The sequence below is a fragment of the Fusobacterium ulcerans genome (assembly GCF_003019675.1).
In the GTDB taxonomy this organism is placed as follows: Bacteria; Fusobacteriota; Fusobacteriia; order Fusobacteriales; family Fusobacteriaceae; genus Fusobacterium_A; species Fusobacterium_A ulcerans.
Genome location: NZ_CP028105.1, coordinates 1,726,357 through 1,750,727, shown reverse-complemented (window position 1 = coordinate 1,750,727; position 24,371 = coordinate 1,726,357). Strand labels below are relative to the sequence as shown.

Annotated in this window: 23 protein-coding genes; 4 read left to right on the top strand and 19 right to left on the bottom strand. The window is 32.0% G+C overall.

Annotation, left to right across the window (positions count from 1 at the left end; all coding sequences use genetic code 11):
• Window positions 1-9: 9 nt before the first annotated feature.
• The 4 genes from C4N20_RS08180 to C4N20_RS08165 form a co-directional block, all read right to left on the bottom strand.
• Window positions 10-972, bottom strand: coding sequence for an ABC transporter permease (locus C4N20_RS08180; protein ID WP_005978911.1), 963 nt, complete (start codon window positions 970-972; stop codon window positions 10-12).
• Window positions 969-2,441, bottom strand: coding sequence for a sugar ABC transporter ATP-binding protein (locus tag C4N20_RS08175; RefSeq protein ID WP_005978909.1), 1,473 nt, complete (start codon window positions 2,439-2,441; stop codon window positions 969-971). The genes C4N20_RS08180 and C4N20_RS08175 overlap by 4 nt, the downstream gene beginning before the upstream one ends.
• Before the next feature lie 89 nt (window positions 2,442-2,530).
• Window positions 2,531-3,529 carry a substrate-binding domain-containing protein gene (locus C4N20_RS08170; protein WP_005978907.1) on the bottom strand — a complete coding sequence of 333 codons (999 nt, stop codon included), beginning with the start codon at window positions 3,527-3,529 and terminating at the stop codon, window positions 2,531-2,533.
• Between the two features lie 38 nt (window positions 3,530-3,567).
• Window positions 3,568-4,581, bottom strand: a complete 1,014-nt coding sequence (locus C4N20_RS08165) for a LacI family DNA-binding transcriptional regulator (protein ID WP_005978905.1) — start codon at window positions 4,579-4,581, stop codon at window positions 3,568-3,570.
• 252 nt (window positions 4,582-4,833) lie between these two features.
• On the opposite strand from C4N20_RS08165, the gene C4N20_RS08160 reads away from it, so the two are divergent.
• Both C4N20_RS08160 and C4N20_RS08155 read left to right on the top strand, forming a co-directional pair.
• Complete coding sequence (locus tag C4N20_RS08160; protein ID WP_035960370.1) at window positions 4,834-5,538, top strand: tRNA threonylcarbamoyladenosine dehydratase; 705 nt, start codon at window positions 4,834-4,836, stop codon at window positions 5,536-5,538.
• An 11-nt stretch (window positions 5,539-5,549) separates the two neighbouring features.
• Window positions 5,550-6,053: a flavodoxin gene (locus C4N20_RS08155; protein WP_005978899.1), complete on the top strand. Its 504-nt coding sequence runs from the start codon at window positions 5,550-5,552 to the stop codon at window positions 6,051-6,053.
• A 222-nt stretch (window positions 6,054-6,275) separates the two neighbouring features.
• Here the strand turns inward: C4N20_RS08155 and ileS are convergent, their stop codons facing one another.
• From ileS to C4N20_RS08135, 4 genes are all read right to left on the bottom strand, one after another.
• On the bottom strand, window positions 6,276-9,392 hold the full coding sequence (gene ileS / locus C4N20_RS08150; protein WP_005978897.1) for an isoleucine--tRNA ligase: 3,117 nt from the start codon (window positions 9,390-9,392) through the stop codon (window positions 6,276-6,278).
• A 448-nt stretch (window positions 9,393-9,840) separates the two neighbouring features.
• On the bottom strand, window positions 9,841-11,187 hold the full coding sequence (locus tag C4N20_RS08145) for an MATE family efflux transporter (protein WP_005978895.1): 1,347 nt from the start codon (window positions 11,185-11,187) through the stop codon (window positions 9,841-9,843).
• A gap of 72 nt (window positions 11,188-11,259) precedes the next feature.
• Window positions 11,260-11,649: a PTS-dependent dihydroxyacetone kinase phosphotransferase subunit DhaM gene (locus tag C4N20_RS08140; RefSeq protein ID WP_005978893.1), complete on the bottom strand. Its 390-nt coding sequence runs from the start codon at window positions 11,647-11,649 to the stop codon at window positions 11,260-11,262.
• Window positions 11,650-11,895: 246 nt separating this feature from the next.
• Window positions 11,896-12,114, bottom strand: a complete 219-nt coding sequence (locus tag C4N20_RS08135) for a hypothetical protein (protein WP_005978891.1) — start codon at window positions 12,112-12,114, stop codon at window positions 11,896-11,898.
• A gap of 178 nt (window positions 12,115-12,292) precedes the next feature.
• Between C4N20_RS08135 and C4N20_RS08130 the strand changes: the two genes are divergently transcribed.
• Complete coding sequence (locus C4N20_RS08130; RefSeq protein ID WP_005978890.1) at window positions 12,293-12,982, top strand: LexA family transcriptional regulator; 690 nt, start codon at window positions 12,293-12,295, stop codon at window positions 12,980-12,982.
• 26 nt (window positions 12,983-13,008) lie between these two features.
• Here C4N20_RS08130 and C4N20_RS08125 read toward each other — a convergent pair whose 3' ends face one another.
• The 6 genes from C4N20_RS08125 to C4N20_RS08100 form a co-directional block, all read right to left on the bottom strand.
• Window positions 13,009-14,016 (bottom strand): hypothetical protein, encoded by a 1,008-nt coding sequence (locus C4N20_RS08125; protein WP_005978888.1) that lies wholly within the window; start codon window positions 14,014-14,016, stop codon window positions 13,009-13,011.
• Window positions 14,017-14,034: 18 nt separating this feature from the next.
• On the bottom strand, window positions 14,035-15,369 hold the full coding sequence (locus C4N20_RS08120) for an MATE family efflux transporter (protein WP_005978886.1): 1,335 nt from the start codon (window positions 15,367-15,369) through the stop codon (window positions 14,035-14,037).
• A 30-nt stretch (window positions 15,370-15,399) separates the two neighbouring features.
• Window positions 15,400-16,116 (bottom strand): peptidoglycan editing factor PgeF, encoded by a 717-nt coding sequence (gene pgeF / locus C4N20_RS08115; RefSeq protein ID WP_005978885.1) that lies wholly within the window; start codon window positions 16,114-16,116, stop codon window positions 15,400-15,402.
• 13 nt (window positions 16,117-16,129) lie between these two features.
• Window positions 16,130-17,143 (bottom strand): 3-deoxy-7-phosphoheptulonate synthase, encoded by a 1,014-nt coding sequence (gene aroF / locus C4N20_RS08110; protein WP_005978883.1) that lies wholly within the window; start codon window positions 17,141-17,143, stop codon window positions 16,130-16,132.
• Between the two features lie 38 nt (window positions 17,144-17,181).
• A complete protein-coding gene (locus tag C4N20_RS08105; RefSeq protein ID WP_005978881.1) occupies window positions 17,182-17,472 on the bottom strand; it encodes a Smr/MutS family protein in 291 nt (96 codons plus the stop codon).
• A 286-nt stretch (window positions 17,473-17,758) separates the two neighbouring features.
• Window positions 17,759-18,253: a GNAT family N-acetyltransferase gene (locus tag C4N20_RS08100; protein ID WP_005978879.1), complete on the bottom strand. Its 495-nt coding sequence runs from the start codon at window positions 18,251-18,253 to the stop codon at window positions 17,759-17,761.
• 316 nt (window positions 18,254-18,569) lie between these two features.
• Between C4N20_RS08100 and C4N20_RS08095 the strand changes: the two genes are divergently transcribed.
• Window positions 18,570-19,490: a carbon-nitrogen hydrolase family protein gene (locus C4N20_RS08095; RefSeq protein WP_005978877.1), complete on the top strand. Its 921-nt coding sequence runs from the start codon at window positions 18,570-18,572 to the stop codon at window positions 19,488-19,490.
• Between the two features lie 94 nt (window positions 19,491-19,584).
• Here the strand turns inward: C4N20_RS08095 and C4N20_RS08090 are convergent, their stop codons facing one another.
• The 5 genes from C4N20_RS08090 to C4N20_RS08070 all read right to left on the bottom strand — a co-directional run bounded on the left by C4N20_RS08090 (window position 19,585) and on the right by C4N20_RS08070 (window position 24,339).
• Complete coding sequence (locus tag C4N20_RS08090) at window positions 19,585-20,199, bottom strand: dual specificity protein phosphatase family protein (RefSeq protein WP_005978875.1); 615 nt, start codon at window positions 20,197-20,199, stop codon at window positions 19,585-19,587.
• 182 nt (window positions 20,200-20,381) lie between these two features.
• Window positions 20,382-21,308 carry an ABC transporter ATP-binding protein gene (locus tag C4N20_RS08085; protein WP_005978873.1) on the bottom strand — a complete coding sequence of 309 codons (927 nt, stop codon included), beginning with the start codon at window positions 21,306-21,308 and terminating at the stop codon, window positions 20,382-20,384.
• Between the two features lie 2 nt (window positions 21,309-21,310).
• Window positions 21,311-22,384, bottom strand: a complete 1,074-nt coding sequence (locus tag C4N20_RS08080; RefSeq protein ID WP_005978871.1) for an ABC transporter ATP-binding protein — start codon at window positions 22,382-22,384, stop codon at window positions 21,311-21,313.
• A gap of 10 nt (window positions 22,385-22,394) precedes the next feature.
• Entirely contained in the window at window positions 22,395-23,405 is a 1,011-nt protein-coding gene (locus C4N20_RS08075) for an ABC transporter permease (RefSeq protein ID WP_005978869.1), read from the bottom strand.
• Window positions 23,398-24,339 (bottom strand): ABC transporter permease, encoded by a 942-nt coding sequence (locus C4N20_RS08070; protein ID WP_005978868.1) that lies wholly within the window; start codon window positions 24,337-24,339, stop codon window positions 23,398-23,400. The genes C4N20_RS08075 and C4N20_RS08070 overlap by 8 nt, the downstream gene beginning before the upstream one ends.
• Window positions 24,340-24,371: the final 32 nt, after the last annotated feature.

Below are 24,371 nucleotides of genomic sequence, written 5' to 3'. Positions count from 1 at the left end.
TGTTATATTTTAATCATTACCTTTTTTACTTTGGAAAATTACTGCCAGAATTATTATTATTCCTTTTACCAAACCTGACAGGAATGGCGGAATACGAGCTGCTATAAGGATACCTTCTATCATTTGAAGCATTATAGCTCCCAGAAAAGTTCCCATTATTTTTCCTCTTCCTCCACTCATAGATGTTCCTCCAATAGCAACTGCTGCTATTGCATCCAACTCAAAAGACATTCCCACATTGGCTGCTGTGATAGAAGTAAGTCTTGATGATAGAAGGAATGAAGCTATTCCTGTTAAAAATCCTGTAAGGGTAAAACATAATGTTTTTACTTTCACTACATTTACTCCAGTAAGGAAAGTAGCATTCTCATTAGAACCTACAGCATAAACATATCTTCCAAATTTTGTATATTTCACTAAAATAACCATAAGTATAGTTATTATTACAAAAATTATTGCAAGGTTAGGCACACCTAAAAATTTTCCTGCTGCTATCTTTCTGAAACTCATAAGTATCTTCATCTTAATATTGAAAGGTCCACCTTGTCCAAGCTGAACTATTATTGATCTGTAGGCACTCATTGTAGCAAGGGTAACTATGAAAGGAGCTATTTTTCCTTTATTTGTTATCAGTCCATTGATAGTTCCAAGCAAAGCTCCAAATGCCATACAGAAAAGGAGCATTATAAAAGGGCTCTCTGTTCTGTTGAGAACAACTACTCCTAATCCTGCTACAAGGGCACATTGTGATCCCACTGACAAATCTATCTGCCCTGATATGATAATAAGAGTCATTCCAAGTGCTATTATCCCTTTAATAGATGATTGAAGCATAAGTGTAGATAAATTTGTCCATGACAGGAATGAGTGGTTTATTACAGTTGCTATTACAACAAGTACTAAAAAAGAAAATACAAATGTATAATTAGAATATATTTTTTTCATATCTAGATTTTTATTCAACTGACTCATATTTTTTCCTCCATATTTGCTCCTGTAGCATAGTGCATGATATTTATCTCACTGAACTCATCTCTTGTCAGTTCTTTATTTATTCTTCCTTTATACATTACAAAACACCTGTCTGCTACTTTATTTATCTCTGGATATTCAGAACTGAATATTATTATTCCCTTTCCAGTTTTAGCCAATTCATTGATTATCTTGTAAATTTCAAATTTAGCCCCTACATCTATCCCCTGTGTAGGATTATCTAAAATTATCACATCAGTATCCAGTTCAAGACATCTTCCAATAATTATCTTTTGCTGATTTCCTCCTGAAAGTGATGTTATATAGTCATCATAGTGTCCAATTTTTGTGGACATCTCTTTTTTTCTTGTATCAAATCTTTCTATTTCTGATTTATCATCAATAAAAAGTTTTTTATGTTTTGAAACAAATCTTGAAACAGAAAAATTATTAAGTATACTCATATCTTTTATAATAGAACGTTCTTTTCTATTTCTCTGTACCATACTTATTCCATTTTCCACTGTATCTTTTATACTTCTATATCCAAGTTTCTTTCCATTTACCCATACTTCTCCAGAATTTATTTTACATACCCCGTATAACGCCTCTGCAAGCTGATCTCTTCCATCTCCATGCAGTCCTGTAACTGCTATAACTTCCCCTTTTCTCAAATTAAAAGATATATCTTTAAATTTTCCTTCTGAAGTTATATTTTTTACTTCCATCAATATTTCTTCTGATATTTTTTCTTTTTCTATCTTTTCATTTTCTATACATCTTCCCACTAAAAGTTCAGTAGCTTTTCTTTCGTTTATATCCTTAAAATAACCGCTTTCTATAAATCTTCCATCTCTAAGCACTGTATATCTGTCACAGATACTGAAAAGCTCCGGCATTTTATGAGATATATAAATCATAGTTACTCCCTGTTCCTTTAATCTTCTCATAAGAACAAAAAGCATTTCTATCTCTTTATTAGTTAAGGCTGTTGTAGGTTCGTCCATTATTATAAGCTTCGCGTCAAAAAGAAGAGCTTTCGCTATTTCAACGAGCTGTTTTCTTGATGTCTCCAAATGTCTTACTTCCATTTCAGGATCAATATCTAGATTCATTTTTTCAAGAATTTCTTTAGATCGTTTTATCATTTCTTTTTTATTTAGAAGTCCATATTTATTAAGAAGCTCCTCTCCAAGAAAAAGATTTTCATAGACAGTAAGATCATTTACAAGATTTAATTCCTGATGTATAAATCTTATCCCCATTCCCTGTGTTTTCTTAGTATTCAGGTCCTCTATTTTCTCTCCATTAAAATAAATCTCTCCCTGTGTAGGCGGAAATGTCCCTGCCAGAATATTCATCAGAGTGGATTTCCCTGCTCCATTCTCTCCTAATAGTCCATGTATTTCACCTTTATCTACACTGAGGGAAACATCTTTCAAAGCCTGTACAGGACCAAAACATTTCACTATATTCCTCATCTCCAAAAGCATGATTTTTATCACCCACCCCATTTTTTAAATAAGGGTGGGAATTCCCACCCTCAAATTAATTTATTTTAGATTCCACTTTCGTATCTTATTTTCCAATGCTCACTCTTCATATAGTCTTTATAGTTATTGTTATCTATTGTTTCTGTAGGAATAAGATATAGTCCAGAGAATGTTTTTCCATCTAATATATCTGCACCCATTTTAACTGCGTCTCTTACCATTGTAGGAGAGAACAAATAAGTTACTTGATCTATTCCTAAATCATTTTTGAATATATCAAAAGTTTCTATATTTTCCCTTCTTCCACCAACACCAGTTACAAGTTTAATGTTAAGTTTAGCATTTCCACTATAACTCATTATTGCATCTAATACTCCAAGCATAACTTCATCATCATGAGTAAATACAGCTTTTATACTTTCTACTTCATCTTTTTTCAAACTGTTAAGAAGTGTTTCCATTTGTTCTTGAGCTTTTGCTCTTTGCCAGTCAGTACTGAATTGTTGAAGAATGTTGATATTTTTATCAGCAGTTTTTGCAAATCCATCTGAACGTTGTTGAGGAACTGTTGAATTATCTCCTTTGAACTCAAGGATATTAACTTTTCCTTTTTTCAAATCTTCAGCAAAGTATTTATTCAGATATCTTCCAGTCTCTTCCCCTATTGTAAAGTTATCTCCCATAACTTCAGCAGTAGGTTTAAATTCATCAATTAAACGGTCATAAATAATTAATGGAATCTTAGCTTCCATAACTTTCATAGCCCCAGATCTCAATTCATTTCCATTGTGTGGCCATAAAACAATACAATCAACTTTTTCATTGATTAAAGTATCTAACTGGTTATTTTGTTCTGATGCTTCAGCAGAAGTAAGGAATTTGTAGCTAAATCCATTAGCTTTAGAATACTCTTCAGCTGCTGCTCTAGCGTGTTTTATACTCTCTCCTAAAAATCCGTGAGTTGCATTAGGCATAACAATTCCTAAAACTTTCCCTCCAGCACTTGCAAATGCAGCTACACTTAAAAGCAGTAATGCCGCTAATAATGTAAAAAATCTCTTCATCAAATCAATCCTCCTTATATTTTATTAGAGATGTCTCTCTACTTTAAAACAAATTTATTGGTTGTTTCTCTGACTATAAGCTCATGGTCTAAAATAATTTTTTCAGGATCATTGCATTCTCCTGTTATTTTTCTTACCAAGCTTTTTACTGATTCTGCTCCTAATTCATATCCCGGCTGTGATACTGTTGTAAGTGATGGTTCTGTAACTGCTGAAAAATCTATGTTGTCAAATCCTATCACTGCTGCTTCCTGTGGTATTTTTATATTTTTAGTATTGAGAGCTTTTAATATTCCTATCGCTATCACATCTGATACTGCAAATATTCCTATATTTTCTACCTCTCTGTTATTTAAAATTATATTCATATGTTTTTGAGCTTCTTTTATAGATAATTCATCTAAAAGTACTTCATTTTCCTTTTTAAATTCCAGCCCATTATCTCTCATAGCTTCTATCAAACCTTCTCTTCTCAATGTAGAATATGTATAATCTTTTTTCATTGAGAAAAGGTATATATCTTTCTTCCCTATTGATATAAGATGACTTACAGCTTCATATGCTGCTTTTTTATGATCTATAGTTACATAAGTAAGTTCGTTTTCTTCTATGTACTCACTGCACTGAACTATCTTTTTGAAAACGTTTTCATCTTTTATCTTTTCCATTATCTTATCTTTTCTTATTTTCTCCATAAGTATTATTCCATCTACAAGTTTGGTATTTAGCAGAGTGAGATAATCTAATAATTGTGCTTCTGATGAGTAGCTGCTTCCCAAAATAATATTGTACCCCATGCTTTTTGCTGTTACTTCTACTCCTTCTAAAATAGCAGAGTAGTAAGGGTTTGATATCTCTGGAACTATTATCAAAAGCATATTACTCTTAGTTCTTTGAAGACTGCTTGCCATAAAATTTGGTGTATAATTTAATTTTTTTATAGCTTCTTCTACCTTTTCTCTTGTCTCTTTTTTTACATTTTTTCCATTTATAACTCTCGAAACAGTAGCTAATGAAACTCCTGCATATTCTGCTACATCATTTATTTTCATCTTGTTGTACACCTCTTTTTGAAAACGTTTTCATTTCTCCTGTTGATAAATTATATAACTCATGATCTCTACTTTGTCAATAGCTTTTTAAACATTTTTTTCTATTTACTTACATTTTCTTCCAATTATTTTCATTTTTTATTTTAAAAACCCTCTGTAATGTTTAAATTATAAAAAATATATTGTTGATTTTTTATGAAAAATAATATATTATTTACTAAGATAGTAAATAATATATTTGAGGATGATGACATGATATTTCAAAGAACTGAACTTTTGATAGGAAAGGAAAACCTTGAAAAACTTCAAAATTCTCATGTAATAGTATTTGGTGTTGGAGGAGTGGGAGGCTTTGTCATAGAAGCTCTAGCCAGAGCTGGTGTTGGAGAATTATCCATTGTAGATTTTGATACTGTGGATATCACCAATCTTAACAGACAGATTATTGCCCTACAAAATACTGTAGGAAAATTAAAAACCTCTGTTATGAAAGACAGACTTCTTTCTATCAATCCAGATATAAAAATACATGAGTATCCAGAAAAATTTTCAATGGAAAATTATGATAAATTTTTTAAAGACAAAAAATATGATTATATAGTTGATGCTATTGATTTAGTAACTTCTAAACTGATATTAGCTGAAACAGCTCAAAATACTGGCACTCCAATTATTTCTTCCATGGGAACTGGAAATAAAATCGAGCCGACAATGCTTGAAGTAGCTGATATTTATAAAACTTCTGTATGCCCTTTAGCTCGTGTTATGAGAAAAGAATTAAAAAATAGAAGAATTAAAAAATTAAAAGTGGTTTATTCAAAAGAGATTCCCAGAAAGCCTGAAAATGAAACTGGGAGCAGAGAGAAAAAAGTAAATGTTGGCAGCATATCTTTTGTTCCTTCAAGTGCTGGGCTTATAATAGCAAGTGAAGTTGTAAAAGATATCTGTAATTTATAGGAGGAATAAAGATGAAAAAAATAGGAATTTTTTATGGAACAACATCTGGAAATACTACTGGTATAGTTGATGAGATAGAATTCTATCTTAGAAAAGATGACTACCAAACATATAATGTAGCTGATGGAATATCTGAAATAAAAGATTATGAAAATCTTATTCTTGTATCTCCTACTTATGGAGTTGGAGAATTACAAGAGGATTGGAACAATATTTTTGAAGAGTTTAAAAATATAGATTTCACTGGTAAAACTGTTGCCATAGCAGGACTTGGAAACCAGTTTGCTTTTGGTGAATCATATGTTGGAGCTATGAAAATACTTTATGATGCTGTTGTAAAAAATGGGGCAAAAGTTATTGGATTCACTTCTACAGAAGGATATCATTATGAAGAAACTGAAGCAGTTGTAGATGGAAAATTTGTAGGTCTTGCTCTTGATGAAGGAAATCAAGGAACAGACACTCCAGATAGAATTAAAGAATGGATAGAAAAAATTAAACCATATTTCAACTAAAAATTAAAGAGGTTGACTAATAAGCTAAGATAGATTTTAGAAATTTGGAAATTAGAAAGGCTTGTGTAATTAATGAAGTAAGTAAAACGTGAAAAACAGTATGTTTGAATGCAATAAGTTTACTGTTTTTAGTTTTAGGAACGAAATTAATAACAACCCTTTCTACTGGAAAAGTTCTAAAATTATACTTTTCTTAATAAATCAACCTCTTTTTTATTTATATTACTTATTTACTTTTACTCCAAAGACAACCTTTTCTCCATTCACATTAAATTCTCCTGTGAATCCATCTGCTTCTCCAAAAACTATTTCATCAGCAAGAGTATCATGCTTAATTTCTTCAGCATTTCTTTCAATGATTTCTTTAATTTTGTCATTATCTTTTTCATAGAATGTAATGTGGTCAGTTACATCAAAGTCTGCCTCTTTACGCATAGATTGAATTTTACTGATAATTTCTCTTACAAATCCCTCTTCTATTAATTCAGGAGTAAGTTTAGTATCAAGTACAACAGTTATTCCTCTATCTTCAAGCGGCATATATCCTTCTGTTTGAGCTGTTTCTATCAACAGATCATCTACAGTAAGAGATGCTTCCTCTCCATCAGCTAATTTAAGAACTAAAACTCCATTAGTGTCCAGCTCTTTTTTAGCTTTGCTTCCATCCATCTCTGCCAGAAGAGTACGAATCTCATTTACTTTCTTACCATACTTTTGCCCCAATACTTTTAGCTGAGGTTTGAAAGTATATGAAGTAAATTGCGATGTATCCTCTACAAAGTGAATCTCTTTAATATTAAGTTCTTCTTTTATAATATTTTGATAAAGCTCTCCAACTTTATGCCCAGCTTTTACATAGATATTAGCTACTGGTTGTCTATTTTTAATATTAGCTGCATTTCTTGCTGCTCTTCCTAGAGTAACTACCTGAAGAACTTCTTCCATATCCTCTTCAAGTGCTTTATCTATAAGGTCTTCATGCACTTCAGGGAAATCAGTCAAATGAATACTTTCAGGTGCATTTTTATCTATACTGCATACCAGATTACGATAAATTTCCTCTGTCATAAACGGAATCATTGGTGCAGCAGCTTTTGAAATAGTAACAAGAGCTGTATATAAAGTCATATATGCTGTGATTTTATCATCAGTCATATCTTGTACCCAGAAACGTTCTCTGCTTCTTCTTACATACCAGTTGCTTAATTCATCTACAAAATCTTGAAGAAGTCTTGCAGCTTCAAGAAGTTTGTAATCAGCAAGATTTTCATCTACACCTTTTACTACTGTATTTAATTTAGAAAGAAGCCATTTATCCATAACAGTTAATTTATCTTTGTCTAAAGTATATTTTGTAGCATCAAACTGATCTATCTCAGCATAAAGAACAAAGAAAGCATATGTATTCCATAATGTAGCCATGAATTTACGCTGTCCTTCCTGAACTGCTTTTCCATGGAATCTGTTAGGAAGCCAAGGAGCTGAATTTATATAGAAGTACCAACGAATAGCATCTGCTCCATAAGTAGCAAGTGCATCAAATGGGTCTACTGCATTTCCTTTAGATTTAGACATTTTCTGTCCATTCTCATCTTGGACATGTCCCAATACAATTACATTTTTGTATGGTGCTTTATTGAAAATCAATGTAGATATTGCAAGAAGTGAATAGAACCAACCTCTTGTTTGGTCAACAGCTTCAGATATGAAGTCTGCTGGGAATTGTTTTTCAAATAAATCTTTATTTTCAAATGGATAATGATGCTGAGCAAAAGGCATTGATCCTGAGTCAAACCAACAGTCAATAACTTCTGGCACTCTTGTCATTTGTTTTCCACAATGAGGACAAGTTATAGTTACTGCATCTATATATGGACGGTGAAGCTCAATATTTTCTGGACAGTTAGGTGACATAGATTTTAATTCTTCTATGCTTCCAATAGCATGATTATGTCCGCATTCACATTCCCATACATTCAGAGGAGTTCCCCAGTAACGATTACGGCTGATTCCCCAGTCTTGAACATTTTCAAGCCAGTCACCAAAACGTCCTTTTCCTATAGTCTTTGGTATCCAGTTGATAGTGTCATTGTTTCTGATAAGGTCTTCTTTTACAGCTGTCATTTTGATAAACCAAGATTCTCTTGCATAATAGATAAGAGGAGTGTCACATCTCCAGCAGTGAGGATAATTATGCTCGAATACAGGTGCATCAAAAAGAAGTCCATTCTGTTCAAGAGTTTTCAAAATATCTTTATCTGCTTTTTTACAGAATACTCCAGGCCAAAGTGTTTCTTCTGTCATTTCTCCTTTAGAATCTACTAATTGTACAAATGGAAGATCATATTTTCTTCCTACATTGGCGTCATCTTCTCCAAATGCAGGGGCTGTATGAACTACTCCAGTACCATCAGTCAATGTAACATAAGTATCACAAGTTACATACCAGCATTTTTTATCTGGTTTTACAAAATTAAATAGAGGTACATATTCTTTGTACTCTAAGTCTTTTCCTTTATAACTTTCAAGAATAGTATAGTTTTCTTTCAATACTGTTGGAACTAAAGCTTCTGCCATGTAGTAAGTATATCCTTCATGCTGAACTTTTACATAAGTTTCATTTGGATTTACACAAAGAGCCACATTTGAAGGCAGTGTCCAAGGAGTAGTTGTCCAAGCTAAAATATATGCATCTTCATCTTTTACTTTAAATCTAACTATTGCAGATCTTTCTTTTACATCTTTATATCCTTGTGCCACTTCGTGACTTGATAGAGGTGTTCCACATCTTGGGCAGTAAGGAACGATTTTAAATCCTTTGTAAAGTAAATCTTTTTCCCATATTTGCTTCAATGCCCACCATTCAGATTCAATGAAGTTATTGTCATAAGTTACATATGGATTTTCCATGTCAGCCCAGAATCCAACTGTTTTAGAAAAGTCCTCCCACATTCCCTTATATTTCCACACACTTGTTTTACACTCTTCAATAAATGGTTGTAGTCCATAACTTTCTATTTGATCTTTTCCATTTATTCCCAATAATTTTTCTACCTCAAGCTCTACTGGAAGCCCATGAGTATCCCATCCAGCTTTTCTTGGTACATCATAGCCTTTCATAGTTCTGTATCTAGGTACCATATCTTTTATTACACGAGTTAAAACGTGCCCTATATGCGGTTTCCCATTAGCTGTAGGAGGTCCGTCATAGAAAGTATATGTCTTATCCCCTTTTCTTAATTCCAGACTCTTTTCAAAAATTTTGTTCTCTTCCCAGTATTTTTCAATTTCTTTTTCTCTTTCTACGAAATTCAAACTCGTAGACACTTTTTTGTACATAAAACCCTCCTGATAAAAAGTTTAGATTGTAATAAAAAAGACAGCTATGCAGGCTGTCTTCAACTTTTAATTTATTTCCTTAAGAAGAATAACTTAGACTACATAAATAACATCTATAATATTTTTATTGAAAGCATATTATTGATATTATTATAATTATGGCAGCTCTTAAAGTCATTTTCTTCTCCTTGTTATATTTTCTAAGTACAATATATCACATATCCTATACAAAAGTAAACCCCATTTTAATTTTCTTTAAGTATAAGTTTATATAATAATCCTTAATATTTTCAACAAGTTTTTATCTATTTGTTATTTCCGCTTTTATATCTCTTTTATTTCCCTCAATCTTATTAAATAATTCTATATCTCTATTTTTCCTCACAATTTTTTATTATAAGAAATCTAACATATTTTTTTATTTTTGTTTATATGACTATCTAATTATCTATACTAGATTTTTAGTTATTCTTATTTTTATTTTCTTATATGATACTATCAAAAGAGGTACACTCACAGTCATGCACAAAAGTTCTCCCAGAGGAAGAGCCAGCCACAATCCCTTTTCTCCCAAAAATATAGGCAATATGAAAAGGAGCCCTGCTACACATATAAGAGAACGACACATTGCCACAGCTGCTGATTCCATAGGTTTTTCTACAGCAGTTAAAAATGAGCTGGTTATAACATTCACAAATGAAAACAGATATTGAAATACTACAAAACTCAAAGCTCTTCCTGTCAGAGCCATCAAATCAACATTATCTTTTGAAAATACTCTTATAATAGGGCCACTGTTGAATTTCATTACAAAGAAAAAGAAAAATCCTATACTCCCTCCAGTAAAGAAAGCTGTTTTCATTACCTTGTATATCTGTTCCGTTCTTCTAGCTCCAAGATTGTAGGAAACTATTGGCTGAAGTGCCTGAGATAATCCAAAAAGGCATATATTTACCACTGTATTCACATAGAAAACTATAGTTAGGGCTGATACTCCTATTTCTCCTATTCTTCTGATAAGTATATAGTTGAAGATAAAAGTAGCAAGAGCACTTGATACCATTGTCAGCATTTCAGAACTTCCATTATATAATATTTTCCCTAAAAGTATTCTGCTTCCATTAGGTTTTACTATATTAAGCCTGCTTCTGTTTTTAAAATAATTCCACATAAGAACTACTCCAGCAGTTCCATTAGCTATAGAAGTAGCAAGAGCTGCCCCAAATACTCCCATATCCAACTTTATTATGAAAAGATAGTCCATTAAAACATTTCCTGTAAGACATATCATACAGCTTAAAAATACAAGATTTGGCTTTCCAGCTATTTTTATAAATCCCTCTGTAAATATTGGTATATTATATGGTATATTCAATACCAGCATAGTCAAAAGATAAGCTTTTACTAATGGTGCTAGAATTTCCGTTGCTCCTAATATTCCTATTATTCCATTTATAAAAAGAAATCCTAAAAGAGATATGCTTCCTAAAAACACTACAAATATTTGAAGAGTAAAGGACATTATCTCATTAGCTCTTTTAAATTTTCCTTTTCCTAAAGCAATTGAACAGTATACTCCTCCACCAGCTGCTATCATTAGGGCTATACTGTTGGTAAACAATATTATGGGCATAGACAGATTAATTGCTGCAAGTCCTGAAGCTCCCTGAGTATTTGCTATAAATATACCATCTACCATCATTTGTATAGATACTATCAACATTCCTACTATACTAGGAACAGCAAACTTAAAAAACAGCCTGCTGACATTTTTACTTTCTAATTCATTACTCATTTTTCTCACCTTCTCTATTACAAAAGAAAAAGATAACCTAAAAGCTGGTATCCCTCTTAAGTTATCTTTCCCTTAAAACTTTGGAAACTCTTTTGATTCCTTTATAAATTCTACTAATGTCTCTAAATTTACCTTTGGATGATTAGAAGAAACTCCTACTATTGTTCCTTCCACTATTGGTGCATCCACTATTTCTACCCTTATTTCATTTTTTAGTTTTTCTTTTGCTGTTTCTGCATTGCTCACTGAACTTCCAAGATCGCAAAGTATTACTACTCCATCACCTTGATTAGCTCTTCTTATTGCTTTGGTTATAACTTCAGGACAGGTCCCATACCCATTATCATTTTCTAGTCCGCCACCATTCTCCAGCATAAAATCACTATTTTTAAGCTCCATACAAAAATTGATTATCTCTTGTGAAAGTTTAGGATTATGTGCAACTACTACTATTCCTACCATATTTCCCCCATAGAAACTTATATTTTTATACTAACCTATATAACTTCTTTTTATTTAATTGTCAATAGCTGAAAATATTTTTTGGTTTTTATTCATACTTTTGACACTGTTTTTCAACTTTTATATTATAACATAACTTTTATATATAGTGTTATTTTTTTTTGAAAATAAAAAAAGAAATCTTTAAAATCCTACAGATCATAAAAATTTCCTCTTATTTTATTATCTTTTTTTATTTATATCTATTCAGCTTGCAAGTCTGGCTGCTTCCTGCATATTTGCGCTGTCAAAAAGTTTTTCAAGATATTTAAATGTATAGTCAAGGTTGTAAGTCTTTATATTAATATTTTTCCCATTGTAATTAAAGCTTATATTAAATATTTTATTTTCAGAAGATACATTACATATTAGCTTTACAGTCTTAAATGAAGTCTCCCATTTTTTATTCTTTATTAATATTTTCATATCCTTTACCCCCTTCACCATATCTAAAAACACTGATATCTATATTTAATTATATATTATTATATGATGACGCTTTTGTCAATACTTTTTTATTTTTATTGTATTTTTTTTTATTTTTGTTGTAAAATTTTTATTTTTATACTATAATTAATTATATATAGATATGGGAGGTATTACAATGGACTTTAAAACCTTTTTGAGATTCAAAAGAGAGGAACTTGGTTACAGCCAAAATAAGTTAGCCAAAACAATAGGAATTACTCAATCGTATTATAATACAATTGAAAGAGGAGAGGTAAGAAATCCACCTAGTGAAGAGATACTTGATAAGATGATTGCAATACTACAGCTTAGTGATAAGGAAGCTGCTGATTTTAAATATCTGGCAGCTATTGAGAAAACTCCTCCCCTTATATTAGAAGAGCTTAAAAGACTAGAAAAACAAAAAGACGCTCCACCAAAGGCTGATATTTATGAATTAAAAAATTTCGACAACTATATTCCTCTTTATTCAAGAATAAGTGCTGGAATAGGAGTATTTACTGAAGAAGGGCCTGTGGACTTTATCTCTATCCCAGGAATAAGAAATATTGATACTCTTTTTGCTGTTAATGTGAAAGGAGATTCTATGGAGCCTACTATTAAAAATTCTTCTATAATACTTTGCAGAAAAGGAGTAGAAGTTAGAAATGGTGAAATAGGAGCTTTTATAGTAAATGGAGAATCATATGTAAAAAGATTAAAAATAACTGCAAATTATATTGCACTTATTAGTGATAATCCTAATTATCAACCTATTTATATTGGACCTGGTGAAGAGTTTAGCGTTATAGGGAAAGTATTAAAAGTTGTAAATGATATTCAATAAATAAAAAAAGAGGGAACCCTCTTTTTTTATTTATATTCTCCAAGCATGAATCTGTAAAATGCTGGATTAACCCATACTTCCTTTGTTGTTACTTTAATATTTTTATTTTTTTTCAATTCCTCAACTAAAGCTTTTGATTTTTCAGGAAGTGTAAGAATATGAGCATCATATTTACTGTCAGAAGCTATGTTGTCTATAAGCATTTCATACCCCTCTGTTTTTTCTGTCTGTATAAAAGGCTGCCACCATGACTCATATAATAATCCTTTCTCATCTTCACTATCTTTTTTAGCATATTTATCTATAAGCTCAAAAAACTTTTCTTTGTCTTTTTTATTTTCAAATTGTAGTTTAAGATCATACTCCAATGGATGAGCTATTATAGTTCCATCTGACATTTTTGTATGTGTGTAACCTGGTTTTCCCCATTCTGGCAAATATATGAAAGCTGATGTTTTAAGTTCTAACTGTACTTTAGCATCTATCCCTTCACTTTTTAAAAGTCCAATAATTTGTGAGGCATGTATCATATCACTGTGCCCATAGCTTACTGTAAGATTTTTATCAAAATTTGCATATTCTTTTCTGTCTTTTATATTATATCCAGTTGTAAGCCCCTTTTGCAGAGCTTTATTCAAAGCAGAATTTAAAGAACTATCTTCTATTACTTTTCCTTTATTCCATTTATTATTTAATCTTTCTATAAGGTTTTTATCAGAAACATTTCCTATATAATTTTCTTGCGTATTTATATAATCTGTTACAAAGTTTCCTAGTTTTTCATCTATATTCTTTCCAAAATTCAGATCTTCTACAGATAATGCTCCTAAATCTACAAGAACTGCTTTTGCAGCCTGCTCATTCAAGTCCTCTTTTTTATTTCTATACCCTTTAAGAGAATTACTTATTTTCTCTGTTGAATAAGTTCCTGCTAGTTCTTCCATTTTTAAATCTTTTACAGCTGCTCTATATACAGTTTCTCCATAAAGATTTATTGAAAGTACAGCTAAAATTATCAATAGACTCTTTTTCATTTTTTCCTCCTGAATATTCTATCTCACTGTTGATTTTATCCATTTATCTCCACGAAGTCTTATCAAACAGGCTACCATTTTCAATGGCGTCTCAAGCCTCAATATAACAAGAACTAGAGCTGGATTCCAGTGCCATTTAAAAGCTGCCATAAATCCTATTGGAAGCAGACACCATAGGAATGATATATCTATAGTTGCTGCAAATCTTGTATCTCCACTTCCCCACAATATTCCTCCTATAATAGGGGCTGATACTGCTCTGAACATAGTAATAAAAGCATACGCAAGCATAAAATGTTTAGCTAGTTTCAATGTAGCTGGCTGTAAGCTGTAGAATGAGAAAAATGGTCCGCTTACACTCAATAAAAATGCAGCAGTTATTACTCCGCATACAGCAAAGAATTTTACAAGAGCTTTTGAAGCTTTCTTAGCCATATCAAATTCTCCAGCTCCAATATATCTCCCCATAATTACAGCTGAAGCACTTCCTACTCCCTGTACAAAGGAAAGAGCAAATTGATGCAGTACATTACATATACTGTTAGCTGCTACTACAGCTTCTCCCATATGCCCTAAGATTGCCGAGTGAGCTGAAAGTCCTATTCCCCAGAACAATTCTCCAACTATTACAGGAAGCCCATATTTTATCATATCTTTAAACAATATACGATCATAAAGCTTTAACATTATAGGCTTGAATTTTAAAACTTTCTCATATTTTCTCAAATATATTATCACAAGAGCTACTTCTACACCTCTTGCCATTACTGTTCCTAATGCAGCTCCAACTATTCCCATTCTTGGAAATCCAAAATGTCCAAAGATGAATACATAGTTAAAAAATACATTTGTAAAAAATGATACTGTATATATCCAAAGAGAAAGCTTTACATCTTGCAGGCTTCTCAATACTATTAAAAATGTTGTAGTTATTCCAAAACATATATATGACACAGCAATTACCCTTAAATATTTTGCTCCCTGTTCTATTACTGCTGCTTCAGGAGTAAATATTTTCATAACCGCAGCTGGACATATTAAAAGTATCAAAGTAAATATGACACTCAATCCTATTGCCAGTTTTAATACCATTGCTGCTATTTTTCTCAGATTTTTTAAATCTCTTTTTCCAAAATATTGACTGCATAAAACTCCTGCTCCACATCCCAATCCAGATACAAGTATAGAGAACAGAAAAAATACCTGTCCAGCCAGACTTGAAGCTGACAACACAGTTTCTCCTAAGCTTCCCAGCATAAGTGTATCCATCATATTTACACTGTATGAAATTATATTTTGAAATGCAATGGGCATAGTTATTGCCAAAAGATTTCTATAAAAAGTTTTATCCAAGATTACTCTCCCCCAATAAATGTTTCATAATCATTTAAAATAAATAAAGCCTCCTGCTCTTCCCGAATTTTCTTTATCTCTTCTGAAAGATTGGAATCTCTTATCCCTGAATGTACAATATCCATTTGTTATTATTTTAGATTTGTCCGCTCCATTTGCTATTAAATTTAAATGATTAAATTTCTGATTATCAAAATACAGTTTTCCATTTTTTTCTACAAAACTTTCTGCTACTATATCAGATGGAAACTTTTCTGAAAATAGATCTTTAAATTCCTGTCCTACTTCATAATTTTCCTGACCAATACCTATACCAAAAGCAAAATAAACATTTTTTATATCTGTTCCATAATTTTCTTCCATTAATTTTACAGCTTCCAGAGCTATTTCCTGAAGAGTTCCTCTCCATCCAGAATGTACCAGTCCTATGACTTCCTTTATAGGATCATAGATATATACAGGAAGACAGTCTGCATATTTGGTAAATATAACAACATCTTTCCTGTCTGTTATAAATCCATCTGTATTTTCAAAATATTCTTTCTCTATCTCCTTTATTATCTGTATATTTTTACTGTGAGTCTGATATCCAGATACAAGTTTTCTCTCTCCAAGGGCAAAATCTTTTACAAGTTCTTCACGTGTTTTCTGTTTTGCATTTCCATAAGTTATATCTGTAAATATAGTTCCTATTCCCATATCTTCAAATTCTTTTATTATTAAATGATTTCCTTTATCTTCAAACATATCTTACCTCTTTCTATACGAGATTTTTCTTTACTTCCAAAACTTTTTTCAAATTTTCTGTCAGTTTTTCAAATCCAGGGAAATCTAATGATTGAACTCCATCAGAAATTGCACATTCTGGATTTTCATGTACTTCTACCATTGCCCCATCTGCCCCAGCTATTACTCCTGCCAATGTTACAGGCTCTACAAGATTTCTTCTTCCTGTTCCATGACTTGCATCTATTATTATTGGAAGATGTGATTTCTCTTTTATTAAAGGAATGGCATTTATATCCACAGTATTTCTAGTTATTGTTTCAAAGGTTCTGATTCCTCTTTCACACAGTATTATTTTTGTATTTCCATATGCAACTATATATTCTGCTGCCATAAGAAGATCTCTCATTGTAGCACTTAGCCCTCTCTTTAAAAGTATAGGCTTATCACATTTCCCCAGCATTTTAAGAAGGCTGAAGTTCTGCATATTTCTTGCCCCTACCTGAAGTATATCAGCATATTTGGATACAAGAGATATATCCTGAGTATCCATTACTTCTGTTACTACTAAAAGGTCGTACTTGTCTGCTGCCTCTTTCATGTATTTTAGTCCCTCTTCTCCCAAACCTTGAAAATCATAAGGAGATGTTCTTGGTTTAAAAGCTCCTCCTCTCAATGCCTGAGCTCCAGATTTTTTTACTCTTTCAGCTATTTCAAATATTGATTTTCTGCTCTCAACAGCACAAGGACCAGCCATAAGCATGAAGTTTCCTCCACCTATTTTTCTTCCTTTGATGTCTATCACAGTATCTTCTTTTTGAAATTCCCTGCTGACAAATTTATAGCTTTTTCCAATGGGAACCATTTCATCAACACCATCAAAAGACAGAAGTACATCTAGATCTACATTTTTTTTATTTCCCATTACTCCTATTTTCAGGATATCCTCATCTTCTGTTATTATAATTCCTAATCCATTGCTTTTTAAAAATTCTATTATTTTTTCTTTTTCCTGTTCACCAATATTTTTTTTAGTTTTTATATACATAATTACCTTCCGATTAAATAGTTTAGATTCTCTATCAGCTAAAATCCATTTTTTTTCTTTTTAGGCTGTGGAAGATTTTTCAACGGCATGACATATGTCACTCCAGGATTCAAATCTATTCTCATTCTTACACAGTCTTTATTTTTAGAGAAGAACTGCCTTATTTTCGTTCTTATTACAGCTTCTCCATCTAAAAATTTCGAGCCGTATCCATGTATCACTTTTATCTCTTTTCTTTCGCCTTTTTTGTATAAAGCATTATATTTAGTTATAAAAACCCTCAAAGCATCATCAAAGTTCATTTGATGAAGGTCGATTTCATTATACATTTCAGCAAGATCTCCTAATTTTTTTTACGAAAAAGCCTGTCAAAAACTTTAGCCTTATTTAATAGAATAACATAATTTACAAAAAAATAAAAGAGATATATCCTCTTATGGAAATATCCCTCATAACTTTATTTAAAATAATACTTTTTAATCATTTACTGGATTTTAACTCACTTCGTTCAAACAATATTATTTTTTATATTTTACTTGCTTCGTTAATTACACAAATTTTTCTAATTTAATTTAGATTTTTATTTTTCTACATATTAATTATTATTTATAATTTTTAAATATCTTTCTCTAATTTAATTTCATAAATTGGTTCATCACACCATTCAGTTTCCAAAAATCTATCTGTTTCATAAAATCCTTGATGATTATAGAATGATAATGCTCTGCCTAAGTTACTTGCTGTCCAGAGGAAAATATGTTTATACTCACATTTTTCAGCAAACTCCAGTAGTTTATCCATCAATGCTCTGCCTATTCCATATTTTCTATATTCTTTTTCAACAATAAACCAACGAAGCTGCCCTTCCCATGGCTTGTCAGAATCAGGTATAATCAAAGCTATTGCTCCAATTGGCTTTCCTTCTGCTTCAGCAATCCAGATTTTTTCTCTTTCAAACTTTGTTACAGCAAGGAAATCCTCCAAAGTTTTTTTTACATAATCGTAAAAACTTCTTTTTACATATCCATACTCTGTTGAATATATATCCCAATGCTTCTCAACAATAAAATCCAGATCTTCATTTTTATACTCTCTGATTATGAAATTCATAGTTTCCCCCTCCAAAAATTGCTGTATAAAATCACTAAACCTTTATATTTATTTAATATAAAATATTTAATTGATCCCAATAATATCTTCCTTACTTCACAGAATAAAACTATCTACTTTTAACATTTTTATTGTACTGAGTCAATTATTTTTTCACTCCAAGATTATCCAAAGATATAAAAAAGTTCTTTACTTTTATAAAATTATTCTGCATAAAAAATAAAATATATGACAACCCCCTTGTATTTTTGATATAATAATAATGTCAAATATTTAAGATTAACATAAAATTTCTGGTTTAAAAAGGGGGAAAATTATGAAAGATTTAAATAACAAGTGTAAAATCGCTGTTGTGCAGGCTGCTCCAATAATGTTTGATAAACAGCTTTGTACTGAAAAAACTATCAAGTTTATTGAAGAAGCTGCTGAAAAACAAAGCGAATTAATTGTATTTCCAGAGCTGTTTATTCCTGGATATCCATATGGAATGACTTTTGGTTTTACTGTAGGAAGCCGTAATGCTGAAGGTCGTAAAGACTGGAAAATGTATTATGACAATTCTATCTTAGTCCCTGGTGAAGAAACAAAAGCTATAGGAGAAGCTGCCAAAAAAGCTAATGCCTATGTGAGTATTGGAGTTTCTGAACGTGACCCTGTTAGTGCTACACTTTATAATACAAATCTATTTTTCTCGCCAGATGGAGAACTAGTCGCTGTCCATAGAAAATTAAAACCTACTGGTGCTGAACGTGTTGTTTGGGGAGATGCTGACAAAGGATATTTCCCAGTAGTTGATACTCCTTGGGGAACAATGGGAAGCCTTATCTGTTGGGAAAGCTATATGCCTTTAGCAAGAGTTGCCCTATATGAGAAAGGTGTTACTCTGTATATTTCCCCTAACACTAATGATAATGAAGAATGGCAGGCAACTATTCGTCACATAGCTATTGAAGGTCACTGCTACTTCATCAACTGCGATATGTACTTTACAAAAGATATGTATCCTGATGATTTACACTGTCCAGATGAAATTGCAAAACTTTCTGATACTGTATGCCGTGGTGGAAGCTGCATAGTTGATCCTTATGGACATTATGTAACTGATCCTGTTTGGGATAAAGAAGAAATTATTTATGCAGAACTGGATATGGAAAAAGTTCCTATGAGCCGTATGGAATTTGATGCCTGTGGGCACTATTCTAGACCTGATGTGCTTGAATTAAAAATTAAAGAATAATTTATAAATATATTAAAAAAGAGGAATACTTACAAGTCGAATATAACTTGTCTTTAAGTCTTCCTCTTTTTAATTTTCTTCAATATTTTTTACTTTAATTTACTATTTGGCTGTCTTTTCTAAGCTGCTCTACATCTACTGTTTTTATAAAAGTAACTATATCCTTCCACATTGAATGGTAGCCATATCCTCCATTCAGCATTTCATTTAGAGCTTCTTCTCTTTCCCAGTTCTGATAGACCATTCTATATAAGGCAACCATCATTCCTGTACGATCTGCTCCATGATAGCAATGAATTAATATTGGTTTCTTATTTGTTTCTGGATTATTTGGATTTAAAAAATACATCACTTTTACTGCATCTTCATATTTAGGATTCCATGCTCTCATACTTACATGTATGAGATTTAATTCTGTATTTTTAGCCAGTTCCACATCCTTTTGTCTAGAACGCAAAGAAATTACAGTTCCAATTCCAAAAGCTTCTATATTTTTCATCCCATCTTCTGTAGGTTGTTCTGAACGAAATAAGGTTTCAGAAACTTTATAAAAATTGTCTGCTCCCTGTACTTTTATTGGAACAGCCCATTTTTTTGAATCAGATGTTTTATTTATTGATTGAGCTGAACAATTAGTTAAAATAAAAAAACTAAAAAATATCATAATAATTGGCAGCATTTTTTTTATTTTTAGAGTTTTAGTATTCATATAGCATTCCCTCTTTCTTTGATAACAGTATTGTTTTTATTTTAGCTTAATTATAGCATATACTATTGTTTTCTAATATGTTTTATATTTAGAAGAAAATAGAGAAGAATACTATTTAAATCTATTTTTGCTGTTTTTAAGCAATAAAAAAGACCCTGATTCTTTTTTCAAGGTCTTTTATTTTATTTTTTAGTCCATTGATTCAGTTCTTCATCTGTTGCCAATACATAGTGCTGTCCATCTATGTGATTCTGCTTTCCTTTTGTGTAATCTATTCCACTGCTCTTGTAGTCATAAGTCATTGCAATTCTTGTCTTCTCCACTCTCGGATCAGGCAATGGAATTGCTGACAAAAGACTTTTTGTATATGGGTGTATAGGGTTGCTGAATATTTCCTCAGTTGTTCCTGTCTCCACTAAATGTCCTAAATGAAGCACTCCTATTCTGTCAGAAATATATTTTACCATAGATAAATCATGAGCAATAAATAAATATGCTGCCCCTGTTTTCTTTTGAAGCTCCTTCATCAGATTCACTACCTGAGCCTGTATTGATACATCCAGTGCTGAGATAGCTTCGTCTGCAATTATCAGTTCAGGATTCATTATTAAAGCTCTCGCTATTCCTATACGCTGTCTCTGCCCTCCAGAAAATTGATGTGGATATCTCATAGCATGTTCATGAGACAACCCTACCAGTTCAAGAATATGATATACTTTTTCCTCTCTCTCTTTTTCATTTTTATAGAGTTTATGAATATCCAATCCCTGAGCAATAATATCTATTACTTTCATTCTAGGATTTAAACAAGCCATAGGGTCTTGAAATATCATCTGCATTTTTGTACGAAGATGCTGTAATTGATTCAGTGACAATTTTCCAGAGATTTTTACTCCTTTGAAATTAACCTCTCCATCTGTCGGTTCATACAAACGAATAATAGAACGTCCTGTTGTAGATTTTCCTGATCCTGATTCTCCAACCAGTCCATATGTTTCTCCTGGATAAATATTAAATGATATTCCATCTACAGCTTTTACTGTAAATTTTTTGCTTACTTTAAAATATTGTTTTAAATTTTTTACCTCAAGTAAAGGAGTTCTTTCCATAACTATTTAGCCCCCTTTATCATTTTTTCTATACGACGTTTTAAAGATGATGGCATTTCTACCTTAGGTGCATTTTCATGAATAAGCCATGATGATACACGATGCTTTCCTCCCACATTGAACATTGGAGGTTCTGCTCTAAAATCTATATTTAAAGCATATTCATTACGAACTGCAAAAGCATCTCCTGGCACTTTATTCAATAGATTTGGAGGAGTTCCTGGAATAGTATACAGTACCTCTTCATTTGTTTCTATATCAGGCATAGAAGACAGAAGCCCCCATGTATATGGATGACAAGGGTCATAGAATATTTCATCTACACTTCCCTTTTCTATTATCTTTCCAGCATACATAACTGCTACATAATCTGCTACTTTTGCCACTACTCCAAGGTCATGTGTTATATATATTACAGAGATATTTTTCTTAACCTGTAGCTCTTTTATCAGCTCCAGTATTTTTGCCTGAATAGTAACATCCAAGGCTGTAGTTGGTTCATCACATATTAATATTTCTGGATCACAAGCCAGAGCTATAGCTATAACCACCCGTTGACGCATACCTCCAGACAACTGGTGAGGATAATTTTTCATACGCTTTTCAGGCTCAGTAATTCCTACTTCTTCTAGCAGTTCAACTGCTTTTTGGTAAGCATCCTTCTTAGAAACTTTATAGTGATAGCACATTCCCTCCATAATCTGTTTTCCAATGGTCATAGTGGGATTCAGAGATGTCATAGGATCTTGAAACACCATTGCAATACGTTTTCCACAAATATGTTTCTGCATTTCCTTGGGAGTTAATTTAATAATATCTCTTGTTATCTTTTCTCCCTTTTCATTTTTATAATTAAATATAATTGTTCCATTATTAATAAATCCATTGCCGCTCAAGATTCCCATTATAGCCTTTACAGTTACAGACTTTCCTGACCCTGATTCTCCAACTATAGCAATAGTCTCTCCTTTAAACAAGTCTAAACGAACACCACGTATGGCGTTCACAACTCCATTAGCTGTATGAAAACAAATATCTAAATCACGAATTGATAATACTCTTTCTCTCTCTTCCATATTCCCTCTCCTACATCTCTTTCATTTTAGGATCAAAGGCATCCTTTAATCCATCAGCAAGTAAGTTAAAACTCAGCATAAGAATAGCTAATATCACAGCTGGAATAATAGTCATATATGGTGAAATCATAAATGACTTGAATCCTTCTGATATCATTACTCCCAATGATACATTTGGAGCTGGAATTCCCAGACCTACGAAAGAAAGTGTTGTTTCCATAAATATTGCATTAGGTATTGAAAACATAGACATTATAATAAGCTGCCCAAATATATTTGGCAGAATATCTTTAAATATTATATGCATATCTGAAGCACCTAATGTTTTTGAAGCCAGAACAAATTCCTGCTCTTTTAATTTAAGCATCTGAGCACGGGCAATACGGCTCATTCCTATCCAACCTGTCAATACAAGAACAAATAAAATAGGAACAATTCCAGGTTTTAAAATTACCAGCATAAGTGTAGCAATTACCAAAGTAGGAATAGAGTTGATTATCTCTATAATACGCTGCATAACCATATCTACTTTTCCCCCGAAATATCCAGAGATAAGTCCATATGTCATACCAACTGCCATGTCTATAATTATAGCTGCTCCTGCTACCAGCAATGAAATACGAGTTCCGCTCCATGTTCTCAACCAGATATCTCTTCCCATTGTATCAGTTCCAAAAAGATAGAATACATCTTTTACTTTTTTCAGTGCATACATATCCTTCCCTCTCATGTATCCATTAGCTATCCCTAAATTTTGGAGAAAAGGAACCTTTGGAGGCAGACTCTGATGAGCAAGATTATTTCCATTTATTTGAAAATGAGATATCATTGGAGCTATTATTGACAATAAAATTATTATACATATACAGATAAGCCCAACCACTGCTCCTCTATTAGCTTTTAAACGTATAAAAAAATCTCTCCAGAAAGAATGGTTCTCATAGACCTTATCTATGTACAGGTCCTTACGATGAGCAAGTTTAAAATCATCCTCCTGAAAAACTATTCTTTGATCACTCATTTGTTCCTCCTTTTACCAGTCTGATACGTGGATCTATTACTCCATACAACAGGTCTACTACCAGCATTACAACAATGTACATCAAACTGTAGACAAATGCACATGCCATAATTACATTGTAGTCATTTACTTGTATTCCCATTGTCAATAACTGTCCGATTCCTGGTATTGAGAACATTTTTTCTATTACCAATGATCCTGTCATTAGTCCTACTACCAATGGTGCTAAAACTGTTACTACCTGTATCAAAGTATTTCTCAATGCATGACGAAATATTAATATCTCTCTGCTCAATCCTTTAGATTGTGCCAGCTGCATATATTCACTCCCCAGCACTTCTGACATTTCACTCCGAGTAAAACGAGCTATATTCGCTATAGTGAAAACCGAAAGTGCTATGGTTGGCATTATACTTGAAATAAATGGTTGATGAACATTATACAATACTGGAAGTATATTTAATTTTTTTGCAAACAGCAAAATGAAAAATAGTGCGAAAACAAATGAAGGAATAGATACTCCTATAACTGCCAATAATGAAGAGAATGTATCTATCCATGTGTTTTTTTTCAACGCTGCTGTTATTCCTAATATTAATCCTAAAACTACTCCTACTACTACTGCTTGCAGCCCTATACGAATTGATATCCATAAACGAGCATCAAGCATTTGTGACACAGGCATATTCTTTTGAATACTGTAGCTTACTCCAAAATCTCCCTGCAACATAAGTTTTAAGTAATTAAAGAATTGAACAAGAAATGGTTTATCCAATCCATATTTAGCTTTTACTATTGCCATTTGAGCCTCTGTCAATTTTTCATCATTAAACGGTGTCCCTGGCATCAACTGAAGCATCAGATACAGTATGAAAACTATAACAATAAGGGTTATTACAGCAATAGCCAAACGTTTCATTATATATTTGATCATTTTCCCTTTACTCCTTTAAAAGTTACTCTGCC